At 55.3% G+C, this 12,020-nt stretch carries 11 protein-coding genes and 1 pseudogene; 8 read left to right on the top strand and 4 right to left on the bottom strand.

Translation table 11 applies throughout. The annotated features are described in order from the left end of the window. Window positions 1–71: 71 nt before the first annotated feature. Window positions 72–632, bottom strand: coding sequence for a hypothetical protein (locus IQ254_RS15070; RefSeq protein WP_193966980.1), 561 nt, complete (start codon window positions 630–632; stop codon window positions 72–74). Window positions 633–1,763: 1,131 nt separating this feature from the next. Between IQ254_RS15070 and IQ254_RS15065 the strand changes: the two genes are divergently transcribed. Continuing rightward, a complete protein-coding gene (locus tag IQ254_RS15065) occupies window positions 1,764–2,402 on the top strand; it encodes a LuxR C-terminal-related transcriptional regulator (RefSeq protein WP_193966979.1) in 639 nt (212 codons plus the stop codon). A 355-nt stretch (window positions 2,403–2,757) separates the two neighbouring features. Continuing rightward, a complete protein-coding gene (locus IQ254_RS15060; RefSeq protein WP_193966978.1) occupies window positions 2,758–3,273 on the top strand; it encodes a L,D-transpeptidase in 516 nt (171 codons plus the stop codon). 135 nt (window positions 3,274–3,408) lie between these two features. On the opposite strand, the gene IQ254_RS15055 is transcribed toward IQ254_RS15060, so the two are convergent. Beyond that, entirely contained in the window at window positions 3,409–4,314 is a 906-nt protein-coding gene (locus IQ254_RS15055; protein WP_193966977.1) for a LysR family transcriptional regulator, read from the bottom strand. A gap of 104 nt (window positions 4,315–4,418) precedes the next feature. Between IQ254_RS15055 and IQ254_RS15050 the strand changes: the two genes are divergently transcribed. The 5 genes from IQ254_RS15050 (at window position 4,419) to IQ254_RS15030 (ending at window position 9,390) form a co-directional block, all read left to right on the top strand. Continuing rightward, the gene (locus IQ254_RS15050) at window positions 4,419–5,141 is read left to right on the top strand and encodes a type 1 glutamine amidotransferase domain-containing protein (RefSeq protein WP_228040748.1); all 723 of its coding nucleotides are present in this window, start codon (window positions 4,419–4,421) and stop codon (window positions 5,139–5,141) included. 3 nt (window positions 5,142–5,144) lie between these two features. Next, window positions 5,145–5,783: an NADPH-dependent F420 reductase gene (locus IQ254_RS15045; protein WP_193966976.1), complete on the top strand. Its 639-nt coding sequence runs from the start codon at window positions 5,145–5,147 to the stop codon at window positions 5,781–5,783. A gap of 218 nt (window positions 5,784–6,001) precedes the next feature. Further along, window positions 6,002–7,363 carry a threonine synthase gene (gene thrC / locus IQ254_RS15040; RefSeq protein WP_193966975.1) on the top strand — a complete coding sequence of 454 codons (1,362 nt, stop codon included), beginning with the start codon at window positions 6,002–6,004 and terminating at the stop codon, window positions 7,361–7,363. Between the two features lie 51 nt (window positions 7,364–7,414). Continuing rightward, window positions 7,415–8,617 carry a transporter substrate-binding domain-containing protein gene (locus tag IQ254_RS15035; protein ID WP_193966974.1) on the top strand — a complete coding sequence of 401 codons (1,203 nt, stop codon included), beginning with the start codon at window positions 7,415–7,417 and terminating at the stop codon, window positions 8,615–8,617. A gap of 254 nt (window positions 8,618–8,871) precedes the next feature. Beyond that, entirely contained in the window at window positions 8,872–9,390 is a 519-nt protein-coding gene (locus IQ254_RS15030) for a nucleoside deaminase (RefSeq protein ID WP_193966973.1), read from the top strand. A 110-nt stretch (window positions 9,391–9,500) separates the two neighbouring features. Here IQ254_RS15030 and IQ254_RS33685 read toward each other — a convergent pair. Together IQ254_RS33685 and IQ254_RS15020 are read right to left on the bottom strand one after the other, a co-directional pair. Next, window positions 9,501–10,312 (bottom strand): annotated as a pseudogene (locus tag IQ254_RS33685) (M3 family metallopeptidase); the annotation flags it as partial. Between the two features lie 34 nt (window positions 10,313–10,346). Further along, entirely contained in the window at window positions 10,347–10,880 is a 534-nt protein-coding gene (locus tag IQ254_RS15020; RefSeq protein WP_193966972.1) for a PadR family transcriptional regulator, read from the bottom strand. Window positions 10,881–11,067: 187 nt separating this feature from the next. Here IQ254_RS15020 and IQ254_RS15015 point away from each other — a divergent pair, with 187 nt between their 5' ends. Then, the gene (locus IQ254_RS15015; protein ID WP_193966971.1) at window positions 11,068–11,898 is read left to right on the top strand and encodes an HlyD family secretion protein; all 831 of its coding nucleotides are present in this window, start codon (window positions 11,068–11,070) and stop codon (window positions 11,896–11,898) included. Window positions 11,899–12,020 lie beyond the last annotated feature (122 nt).

Genomic DNA, 12,020 nt, shown 5'->3' with positions numbered 1-12,020 from the left:
TCTCTGACCACCTGAAGGGCACCAGGCGATCGCTACGCTCAGCACTACACTGAATTTGGCACGGCTAAATCCTAGTCCTGATTAGCAGGATAGACCTCTAGCAGGACTTCTTTGATGTAGCCATGGCCCCAAATCTTGGTCGTGCATTCATTCTCAACCGGCCCAACTGTAGCCACAGCGCCGATCTCATAAAGTCCAGGCTTCAAGCCATCCCGTCGAGCGACTGCTCGGTGGACTAAATGATAGTCATATTGTCCTTTTCGGGTGACAAGAGTGGCCTGAACATCAACCTCTGGAGCTTTCCGGCCATAGCCTTCCAGCCCGAAGTCAATGATGATGCGGGTGCCCAAACACATCAACAGTTCGGTCAGGGGAGAACGATTAAACGTAACGTTCACCGAGAGCTCATATTCTTCATCTTCGGCGACGATGAAGGGGGAGTTAGACGGATCGGCGGGATTGCTGCCGAGACCTCGAACCTCTAAGTCAGTCAGATCGAAGGTAACTTGACCGACAATTGAACGACTGCGAGTTTCGGTGTCCTTAACTTCCGCAGTTTGCCCCGCAGGAACATTTCCTGGGCGAAAACCCTGCTTAGCGATCGCAGCCATTGCATCCATTTCGTTAGACATAACACTAGTATCCTTAATTGGGGGTTCTTGAGTTTGATTTGAGATTGGTTCAGGCTAAGCCTAAATTAGCTTTTGGCTTTAGCTGATTCATGCTTGGCTCCTCAACCAAATTCAGTATTGCACTGCAAAAACTCACTGTGCAGTACCCGACTTGTGTACTCTTTTTGCCCCTGTAAGGGGCTTAACCAATCTGCAATTGGAATTTCCATGCCCTCAAGCCATTAACGCTGACTGAATGAGGGTTCTGAAAGCTGGTTGTGCAGTACCCGATTTGTGTACTCTTTTTGCCCCTGTAGTGGTTTAACTAATCTAAAGTTTAAATTTCCATGCCCTTAAGCCATTAACGCTGGCTGAGGGAGGATGTTGACTCGGCACAAGGTTGAATTTCTATAACAAGACCTGCTACTCACTCCTATTCCCCTATAGGATTTAGATTGAGCCTCGATATTGTACCCCCGTGTTCCCGTAGGATCTTCACCTTACCTTCGAAACAAAACTTACTATTAGGCTCTATAAAGATTTGCCTTGAACAGGCTTCGAATCCATGAAATACAGGCCTTCTAGGCTTTGTAAATCTCTGTAAATTCATCTGCTGCTCAACATCTGGAGGCTTTTGGCGATGGTGATTTAAGTGCCCAGTTATGGAGCTCCAATGAAATAGGTATTCAGTAGGGGGCGTTAGTAAACGCGCTCTACTGGGTTTGCGGTTGGAATCATGTAGCATGATTACACTTTGTCTTCTTTCCACCGACTAAATTTCTTGCCAGGTTTACATCAGTTCTTAGCTGAGTGAAGTACGGCGTGTCACCCTGTAACGCTTGCGTGGCCGTGAACTTACGTGCCTCATCCATCCCAGAACCGCTATCTATCCGGCCTCGCTTATCGCCCAATACCGGAATCGCCATAAACGACGCTGTATAGTCTGTATATGGTTTCAGTGCAAACCCTGTCTGCGTTCGTTTTCAGGTATCGACATATCCCACAAAAATTAAGACTTCTAACCTGCCAGCGGAACTTGTTGGCGGAAATAAGACGGCAGAAAATGATTTAGTCAAAACTTAAATAGATTGGGTTAAATCTAAATAAATTGAGATAGCTCAAGCTAGAGATTGTCACCTCGGAGATGGGTTAATGATCACTTCAGTTCAAGCCATAGATAATACAACTGATTTTCTTAAAATACGAAACGCGCGCATAACGCTTCAGCATCATGCTCTTCAAGAAACCTGCGAACAAACGACATTGCCTGAAGAAGTTATTGAAGACCTGATCGATGGCGTGTTGCTTCTGACTGACACAAGGGAGTTAATCTATGCCAATCATTGTGCCCGTCGCGTTCTGCGTCAGCTCAACCAAGATCAGTCACCGGCCAATCAAATACCGGAAGAGGTGTGGCATATTTGTCAAACCTTAATCGACAGCCGTCAGCTATTTCCTAATCAGTATTGGCTAATCGAATCTAAAGTTATCGCCGGTACTTCTGTCGTGTTTCATATTCGGGCTCGTTGGCTCAAATTAAAAGATAGAGAACAATCTTGCCTGTTATTAAATATTCGAGATCAGTGTCGATATATTAAAGACATTGTTAGCGAAGAGTCTGAGAGGTATGGGTTGACATCTCGCGAAAAAGAAATTTGGCTGCTCCATCGGGCTAACTATACCTATAAACAGATCGCGGTAGCGCTTTGTATCACTCCAAATACGGTTAAAAAGCATATGAAAGGTATTTACTCGAAGCAGAAGACCCTGCTCGAAACTCAAAATGCCTAATCTGAAATTGGATTCATAGAAGGCTGCAGCTGATACCTGGTAGACTGCGGCGTAAGTTTAGCGGCTATTGGGAGCCAGGGGAGTGGGATGGCAGCTCACATCTTCAAACCAATGAATGGTAGGAGCGGTAGTAGCCGGACTGGTTGCTGGGCATGGTGGGGCACCCTAATCGCCGGGCTTCATGATAATCAGCGCGTTTGCCAAACCACCCCTTTGGTTAACGTTGCGCAACACCTGCCCTGAGCAACGGAACCTCCCCCAGAACATTTTGCAAGCCTTAAGAATAATTACCACCATCGGGATTTGAGCCGAGAGGAACTGAAGCCATTAGTATCTAGAGAGTTGAGGTGGAGTGATGCGTAGCCCTCAACAGCATTGGCTCAAACGCTTTGGAGCAGGTGCTTTTTTGAGTTTGCTGATCAGCGGTACAGGGCTATTTTTCTCGCCAGCGATAGAGCCTGCCATGGCCCTGACAAATGCAGAAATCGCGGCGCGGGTGGCAAGTTTACGCCAGTCGAATCAACGCTGGTTCCAGATCGATTTGTCGAGCCAGCGGCTGACCGCCTGGGAAGGCAATACCCCGGTCTATGCGGTGATTGTCTCGACGGGTAAACCCTCCACACCCACGGTGATGGGGGTGTTTGAGATTCAGTCCATGCATCGCACGGCCAGAATGCGGGGCGCAGATTACGACGTGCCCGATGTGCCCTGGACGATGTATTTTTACCGGGGGTACGCCATTCATGGCGCTTACTGGCACCACAATTTTGGTACGCCCGTGAGCCATGGCTGTGTGAATGTGGCGGTTGACCATGCCGAGTGGTTCTTTAATTGGGCCGATCTGGGCACAGCCGTTGTGGTGCAAGAGTAGTGGGCGGCGCAGGGTTCGCTGCTAGGAAAGCTGTAAGAACGTCAGTTCGATGGCATCCCATGCAGCAGAAAAGTCGGCCATATCCCCTTTTGGGAGGGGTGCCCGGAGGGCGGGGTGGGTAAAAATTAGCCTGCGCTATAACGCTTCGCTGATGGCCTGAAGGCGCGATCGCAGCCATACCTGATCGGCCTGCTCGTGGCTGCTCTGGTGCCATTTCATCACGACCGAAAACCCCTTAAGCGGCAGCGGCAGCGGTAGGATCTGGAGGGCCTGGGTGTGGGCAAAACGTCGGGCCACCCGTTCCGAAAGGGTGGCAATTAAATCGGTTTGGGCCAGCACAAAGGGGGCCACCAATATGTGCGGTACCGACAGCGCCACGTGGCGAGAGAGCTTTTGCTGCTTGAGCAGATGGTCGATGCGCCCAACCCGGTCTTCGGCGATGGAAACCAGCAGATGGCTGGCTCGCACATAGTCTTGCAGCGACACCTGGCCACCCATAAACGGATGACCCTGGCGGCACACGCACACAAACCGTTCGGCAAACAGCTGTTGGCAATGGTGCCAGGGCACATGGTTGGGGAATACGCCGCAGACCACATCGACCTCGCCCGCATCCAGCAGCCCTAATAGTTTGGCCCGCTCCCCCGACCTGACCTGAATGGCAACCTGAGGCGCTTCAACGGCGATCGCCTGCAGCAGTCGCGGCAGCAACACAAACGACGTGTAGTCGCTCATACCCACCGCAAAGACGCGATCGCTTTGGGCGGGGTCAAAGGGCGGTTCTGCCATCAGCGCTTGGTCAATCTGCTGCAGCGCGGGCTGAATCTGCTGGGCCAGGGCGATCGCCACCGGGGTCGGCTGCAAAGCCCCCCCAGCGCGAATGAACAGCTCGTCTTTGGTGAGCTTGCGCAGCCGGGCCAGGGCATTGCTGGTTGCCGGTTGGCTGAGCCCAATGCGATCGCCCGCGCGGGTGACGTGGCGCTCGGCCATGAGCGCGTCAAATACCACCAGCAGATTGAGATCCCAGCCAGCAAGATTCATGAAATGAATAATTCATATATAAACTATCAATTCCAAGAATACTTGAGCACCCCTATGATGGGAAGCGGCTAGCCAGCCCGACACCCCTTGTCACCCATGAGGATATGACCGTGGCCCAACCAATTTTGATGATTGTCTCCAACCCTGCCATTTCGACTACCCTGGGCTGGCCCGTGGGCTTTTGGGCAGCAGAGCTGATTCATCCCTACGATGCCTTTATCAACGCTGGCTGCGAGGTCACCATCGCCAGCCCCAAGGGCGGCAAGGTGGAGTTTGACGCCCTCAGCGACCCCCGCGATGCCTCGGGCTATTCCAAAGATGACACCCTATCGCTGCAATATATTCAGCAGCCCGAGTTTATGGCGCTGCTCGAAAATACCCCTGCGATCGCCGCTCTCGACCCCGCCGCGTTTGATGCGATCGTGGTTTGCGGTGGCCAGGGGCCGATGTTTACCTTTCGTCAAGACCCCGCGTTGGCCGACTTGTTCATGACCTTCTACCAGTCTGGTCGGCCAACCGCCGCCCTCTGCCACGGCACCTGCCTGCTGCTTGAAACCAAACTTGAGAATGGCGACGATCTGATTGCAGGCAAAACCATTACCGGCTTTGCCAACAGCGAAGAAGACTACGCCGACCAGGCCGTCGGGCAAAAAATCATGCCCTTTCGCATCGAAGAGGAGGCCAAAAAGCTGGGGGCCAACTTTGTCACCGGGGCACCCTTCACCGCCTTTGCGGTGGAAGACGGCAATCTGATTACCGGGCAACAGCAACACTCTGGAGCCGAGACCGCCAAGCTTGTTCTCAAAGCCCTGGGTGTAGAGAACTAATCAATGAACCTGACCTTTATTGGCGTTGGCAATGTCGGCGCCCCCCTAGCCGATCAGCTGCAAAAGCTCGGCCATAGCGTCACCATTGCCGCCCGTGATCCTCAGTCGCAAACCGTTCAGGCCGCGCTAGAGCGGAACCCCAGCCTGGCGGTACAAGCACCATTACCGGCAGTAGCCGCCGCTGAGGTGGTGTTTTTGGCCACGCCGTTGGCGGCGATCGCCGCCGCCTTGTCCCCGCTCAAAACAGCCCTGGCTGGGAAGGTGCTGGTCGATTGCACCAACCCGGTCGGCCCCAACCTATCCCACGGGTTGCAGAGCCAGACCTCCGGCAGCGAAACGATTCAGGCTCTGGTGCCCGAGACCCAGGTGGTCAAAGCGTTTACCATCTATGGCTTCGAGAATTTTGAAGACAGCCATTACCCCGGCTATGGCAACCTTAAACCCGCCATGCTGATTGCAGGCAACGATGCCGCCGCCAAAGCAACGGTGGCAGACCTGTGCCAGCAGCTCGGCTGGGAACCTATCGATACCGGCAACCTGGATATGGCCCTGCACCTGGAGCACATGACGTTGTTGTGGATTAAAATGGCCCGAGGGCAGGGGCGCGGGGCGGGATTTGTGTGGGCGATGTTGCAGCGATAGGTTGGCGGGACAGGCGGGATTGGACGAGCGATCGCGCCTTCGCAGACCTGTCAGTATACCTGTCCCCACCACCTCAATCGGCAGCCTGAACATCACCGTGCCCATTGAATTTACGCTATGAGCACCCCTGGCTTCTCGCCTAAAGTATAGGCAGAAAGTTTCTTTTGACTTGCCCTGAACGGCATAATAGTCAGAAAGCTTACCACCCAGAATCACTCATGTTGTCAGCTATCGAGCCCGAACGGCATACCGCTCATCAGACCGTTTATTTTCGCTGCATTGCGGGCTGCTCCGCCAAGCACTCGCTCTTTGACGTGATCTACACCTGCCCCTCCTGCGGCAGCCTGTTGGAAGTGCACCACGATCGCGAACCGCTCAAAAAGCGCAGCGCGACGGCATGGAAGCAGCTGTTCGACTCACGCATCGGCACCACCAAATGGCCCTACGGTAGCGGCGTATGGGGAATGCGCGAGTGGGTGATTCCAGCGCTGGCTGACGAAAATATCGTCAGCATGTTTGAAGGCAACACCAACCTGTTTTGGGCCGAGCGCTTAGGGCAGCAGCTGGGCATTCCCGATTTGTGGCTCAAACTCTGCGGCAACAGCCACACCGGCAGCTTCAAAGACCTCGGCATGACCGTGTTGGTCAGCGTGGTCAAGCAAATGATGGCCCAGGGCAGCTCGGTTAAAGCGGTGGCCTGTGCCAGTACTGGTGACACCAGCGCCGCCCTGGCAGCCTATGCGGCCTATGCTGGCATTCCGGCGGTCATCTTTTTGCCGGCGGGCAAAGTCAGTACGGCGCAGCTGATTCAACCGGTGGCCAACGGGGCCCATGTGCTGGCCCTCGATACCGACTTTGATGGCTGCATGAAAATTGTTAAAGAAGTAACCCAGGACAATTCGATCTACCTGGCTAATTCAATGAACAGTCTGCGGATCGAAGGTCAAAAGACCGTCGGCATCGAAATCGTGAAACAGTTTGATTGGCAAGTGCCCGACTGGATCGTGATCCCCGTTGGCAACCTTGGCAATATCAGTGCGCTCTACAAAGGTTTCCAGCTGATGCTGGATCTGGGGTTGATTTCTCGTATGCCCAGGCTAGTCGCGGCCCAGGCGGCCAAGGCCAACCCGTTTTATGAATCCTTCAAGACCGGGTTCAAAGAAAAAATCAACGTCAGGGCCCAAGACACCTTAGCCAATGCCATCCGCATTGGTAATCCGGTCAGCTACGAGAAAGCCATCAAAGCCATCGTGGCCACCGACGGCATTGTCGAGCAGGCCACCGAAAACGAATTGGCGGCGGCGGCAGCTCACGCTGATTTGACCGGCATGTTCACCTGCCCGCATACCGGGGTGGCGCTGGCCGTGCTGACCAAACTGCTCAAGCGAGGCGTGATCAAATCGAGCGACCGGACGGTGGTGATTAGCACGGCCCATGGGTTGAAATTCACCGACTTTAAGGTTGGGTACCACGAGTCGAGGCTAGCAGACGTCACCAGCCAGTACGCCAACCCCGCTGTTTACCTACCCGCCAATGCCGATGCGGTAAAAGCTGAAATTGAACAGCGATTGGGCCATTGATAACGGCTCTATGAGTCGGGTGGATTGTGTTGGCAACTGTAAGGAAAACCCATGTCAGGACATTTCCTCCTCACCCGGTTGAGTCGATATAGCGGCCGCTTGGGCACAGGGCTCGTGGTAGGAACCACCCTGGCGGCGATCGCATCTCCCCTACCTGTCGTCACCACTATTGGTGTACCTGACTCGCCCAGGGCTATGGCCCAAGCCTCGGAGGCGACCCCTCTCCCTGACGCGCCTGACGCCCCTATTCCCTTTGGGGAGGGAGAAACCTTAACGGTCGGGGTCAAGCCCATTACCCCGTTTATCTTTGTGGAAGATTCGCCCATGCCCTATGGCTACAGCGTTGATTTGTGGGAGGCGATCGCAGAGCGAATGGGGGTCGGAACCGAGTACACCCTGTATGAAACCACCCCCGATTTGCTGGAGGCGGTGCGGCAGCAAGAGGTGGATGTGGCGATCGCCGGGATTTCAATTACCAATGAGCGCGAAGCTAGCGGGCTCGACTTTTCCTACCCGGTCTATCAGGCTGGCGTGCAGATTGTGACCCTCGATCGCGCGGCGCTGCCGGTGCTGCGCTATGCCAACTATTTTGCCAACATCTATACCGTGATTGCGATCGCCCGTGTTTTAATGGGTTGCCTGGTGGTGGGCAGCTTGATTTGGCTGGTCGAGCGCCGCCATAACCCCTCCTTCAAACATGGCCCCATCCCAGGTATTGGCCAGGGGGTTTGGTTTGCCCTGGCGACCTTGGGCACCTTTGGCTACGGCGATGTGACACCGACTAAACTCTGGAGCCGCGTCATTGCTGTGATCTGGATGGGGGCCAGTTTTTTTATCCTGGCCGACTTTATTACTTCCATGAGTAGTGCCTATCAGGCCAATTCGCCGATTCGGGGTTTGGACGATGTCTATGGCCGCTCAGTGGCAGCCATTACCGGCAGCACGGCGGCAGACCTGCTGCGGGGTAAGCCGGTCACCCTGGTGGAACTCACCACCTACGACGAGATCTTTGCGGGTTTGGAAGAGCGCCACTTTGTCGCCGCCGTGATCGACTATCCGACGGCGAAGTATGAGGTGGCGCGCAATCGCCAGATCTTGATCACAGGCGATCGCCTCAACCGGGAAGACTACGGTATCGCCGTGCGCGAGGGTCAGGCGGCGCTGCTAGAGGAAATCAATCGAGATATTCTGGCCCTGCAACAGGCGGGGTTTTTCAATATGCTCGATGAGCGATGGTTTGACGCTGAAGACTAAGCGTATTCCACCTAAAAAAATATCCCGAGCAGGAACGCGAACTCGGCCCACTGGGCGGTCGCGGAGGGACACCGGATAGGTATTTAGTTGGAGCATCGCCATTTTCCATCGGCGGCACACTAAGTGGAGTGCGGGGAAAGGTCGTCATGGCAGATCCATTATTAAGGGACAATTGGCGGTGGGCCTGGGGTTATGCCTAGACCGCCACCTTCCCTAGACATAGGAAACAACTGTAAACAACATGACGTTTCGGCATGACATATCCAACGGCAGATGATCGACCTACCCCTGGTGGTGTGGATCCAACTAAAGTGCAAATGGTCAAGCATTTGCGTCGGGCAAACGCGATCGCACAGCGGGCCACTGCTCTCGGCAACCACCCGTTTGGAGCCCTTTTAGTCGCCCCCGATAACGAAACGATACTGCTGGAGCAGGGCAATATCGACCCTGTGAACCATGCCGAAGCTACCTTGGCGCGGGTGGCGACTACCAACTTTACGCCTGAATATCTATGGAGTTGTACCCTCTACACAACCGCTGAGCCCTGTGTGATGTGCGCTGGCACTCAATATTGGGCCAACATTGGCAGATTGGTCTACGGCATTTCAGAAAAACGCCTCCTGGAACTCACCGGGAGTAGCGACAAAAACCCCACCCTTGATATTCCCTGCCGCTATGTGTTTGACCATAGCCAGAAGCATATTAAAGTCTGGGGCCCGATTGCTGAGGTTGAAGCCGAAATTGTCAAACTTCATACAGGGTTCTGGGATTAATGCTGAATCTTGGTTGTATCCCCCCATTAGTAGGAGCAAGAAGGCCAGGACTGCCGGGTAAAAGAAACGTTGAGCTACCCTGCCAGTTCCCTTATTGACTTGGTCAAGCACTAGAGAGCTAAACTCTCTAAGCGGCTGACGGCGCGATCGACAATATCCAAACTGGCCTGCCAAAATGCGGGTTGGCAAATATCTTGCTGCAGGTGGTGCTGCACCACCTCCTCGGCGGTCATGCTGCCGGTATCGCGCAGTAGATTGGTATAGCGGTCGTTAAACGCGCTGCCGTAGCGGTCTTTTTGGGCATAGATGCCGAGGCTAAATAAATAGCCAAACAGGTAGGGATAGTTGTAAAACCCCAGCTGGGCGATCGAGAAGTGGAGCTTGCTGGCCCAAAACATCTCGTCGTAGCTGGTCAGGCTGTCTTCATATCAGTGCTGCCAACTGTCGCGCATCATGGTTTTGAGCCGGTCGGCAATGATAAAGCCGTGCTTGCGAGCCTCGACTAGCTTTTGCTCAAAGGTAAACCGAGCGGGAATGTTGAGCAAAAAGGTGGCGGCGGCGGCCCCCTCTTCCCAGGCAATTTTGAGCGTTTGCTCGGGGGTGCTGGCCTGCTCAAACAGGGCGTCGCGCACCAGGGTTTCGCCAAAGATGCTGGCGGTCTCGGCCAGGGTCATGGGGTAAAAAGTTTGTAGCGCGGCAGATCTTGCATCACCCAGTTGTGCCAGGCGTGGCCCAACTCGTGGGCCAGGGTTAACACGTTGTTCATGCTGCCCTCAAAGGTCATAAAAATGCGCGGCTCTTTGGGGTCTGCAAAGCTGGTGCAGTAGGCGCCGGTGGCTCGGTTGGGAGTCGGCTGGGCGTCAATCCAGCCTTTTTTTGCCATCATCACCGCAAAGTCGCCCATGGCCGGGTTGAACTGGCTGTTGTCCCAGGTTTGTGGCAGGTTGGGTATGGGTTTAGGTGGGTTTCAAAACATCTAGGACTTCGTCGCACCAGTCGATCCAGTCTTGCTCATAGCGTATGCCTCGGCGCAGGGTGAGATAGCGGAACTGCTCGGCCTTAGGTGGATTGGCCATGGTTTGGTGAACCGCTGCCATGGCCTGATAGTCGATCAATTTCGACTGGTGCACCTGGCGGCGACGCTGTAGTTCTTGAATCAAGATATCTACCGATACGTAGGGTGCCGCCAGCACCTTGACCAGCAAATCTTCGCGAATAGGGGTGGGCTCGGTGGGCTCGGCGTACCAGCGGGTCAGCTCGGCCTTGCCAGCATCGGTGATGCTGTAGATTTTTTTGTCAGGCTTGCCCGCCTGGGGCAAGGTTTTATAGGTAACCCATCCCTGGTGCTCCATCTTACCCAGCTCACGGTAGATCTGCTGCTGGCTGGCTTGCCAGTAGCAGCTGACGCTCTCTTCAAAGCGTTTGCCGATGTCGTAGCCGCTGAGGGGCTCGCGGGAGAGCACCGCCAAAATTGTGTGGGACAGAGCCATAGGTAGGTTTTTTAAACCATTGACATACTCAACAATTTGAGTATACCCTTTGGGCAGGGTACACAACATTTTGAATATCTACTTGTTGAATACCTACTGGTTGCATAGTGCTGGGTTGTGCAGAGCACACCGACCCTGCTTTTGGCCGGGCCGCTGACTGTCTGTTCCGTTCGCTAAAGGTGCCGTCATGACCGACGCTCCCGCTCCGACCGATTTGATTGCTACTCCGCCGCGCCCCACGGCCAACCCCGATGGCTCTGTCCCTAAGCCCCGCCGCTGGCGGCGGCGGTTTCGGCGCTGGTGGCTGGTGCCCCTGGCCACGGTGCCCCTGGCGGTGGGGGTTGGTCTGCGCCAGTTTAGCCAGCCTGAAGCCCCCTTTGCGACTCCCCCGCTGCCCGTAGAGGTGGTCTCGCTGACGCCCGTAGAGTCGTATACCGTGGAGCGCCAGTACACGGGGGAGCTGGTGGCCCAGCGCAGCAGCGCCCTGGGGTTTGAGCAGGGGGGTACGGTGGTGGCGCTGCTGGTAGATGAGGGCGATCGCGTCTCTGCCGGACAGCCCCTGGCCCGTCTTGACACCCGCAGCCTGGAAACCCAGCGCCAGCAGCTGGTGGCCCAGCGAGACCAGGCCGTGGCCACGCTCAACGAACTGCAGAATGGCCCCCGCCAGCAGTCGATCGCGGCGGCCCAGGCGGCGGTGGGCGATCTGGAGCAGCAGCTGGCGCTGGCGAAAACCCAGCGCGATCGCCGCGCCGACCTCTACGCCCGGGGCGCAATTTCCCGCGAAGAACTCGACCAGCAGACCTTTGGGGCCGGTGCCCTGGAGAACCGTTTGGCCCAGGCCCAGAGCGAGCTAGACGAGCTGCTAGCCGGGACTCGGCCCGAGCAGATTGCGGCCCAGGCGGCGCGGGTGAACCAGCTAGAGGCCAGCCTGCGGGCGGTGGATGTAGACCTGTCGAAGGCGGTGATTACGGCCCCCTTTGCCGGTCGAATTAGCGATCGCCCCGTAGATGAAGCTTAACGGGTGACAACGTACCTAAAGAGCTTGCTGCATCAGGGATAGAGCATAGAGACCACGCTGAAAATAGCGATGTTTATGGGGTTTGAGCGCTATCAGTTGGAGTGCCCAGTCGGTCCATAACT

This window comes from Nodosilinea sp. LEGE 07088 (assembly GCF_015207395.1).
GTDB lineage: Bacteria > Cyanobacteriota > Cyanobacteriia > Phormidesmidales > Phormidesmidaceae > Nodosilinea.
This window is presented reverse-complemented; position numbering and strand designations above follow the sequence as displayed.

Coding starts and splice junctions, on each gene's coding strand:
- IQ254_RS15070 (WP_193966980.1), bottom strand. CDS start 632: ATGTCTAACGAAATGGATGCAATGGCTGCGATCGCTAAGCAGGGTTTT.
- IQ254_RS15020 (WP_193966972.1), bottom strand. CDS start 10,880: ATGGCTCTGTCCCACACAATTTTGGCGGTGCTCTCCCGCGAGCCCCTC.
- IQ254_RS15055 (WP_193966977.1), bottom strand. CDS start 4,314: ATGAATCTTGCTGGCTGGGATCTCAATCTGCTGGTGGTATTTGACGCG.
- IQ254_RS15045 (WP_193966976.1), top strand. CDS start 5,145: ATGAACCTGACCTTTATTGGCGTTGGCAATGTCGGCGCCCCCCTAGCC.
- IQ254_RS15015 (WP_193966971.1), top strand. CDS start 11,068: ATGACCGACGCTCCCGCTCCGACCGATTTGATTGCTACTCCGCCGCGC.
- IQ254_RS15050 (WP_228040748.1), top strand. CDS start 4,419: ATGACCGTGGCCCAACCAATTTTGATGATTGTCTCCAACCCTGCCATT.
- IQ254_RS15060 (WP_193966978.1), top strand. CDS start 2,758: ATGCGTAGCCCTCAACAGCATTGGCTCAAACGCTTTGGAGCAGGTGCT.
- IQ254_RS15065 (WP_193966979.1), top strand. CDS start 1,764: ATGATCACTTCAGTTCAAGCCATAGATAATACAACTGATTTTCTTAAA.
- thrC (WP_193966975.1), top strand. CDS start 6,002: ATGTTGTCAGCTATCGAGCCCGAACGGCATACCGCTCATCAGACCGTT.
- IQ254_RS15030 (WP_193966973.1), top strand. CDS start 8,872: ATGACATATCCAACGGCAGATGATCGACCTACCCCTGGTGGTGTGGAT.
- IQ254_RS15035 (WP_193966974.1), top strand. CDS start 7,415: ATGTCAGGACATTTCCTCCTCACCCGGTTGAGTCGATATAGCGGCCGC.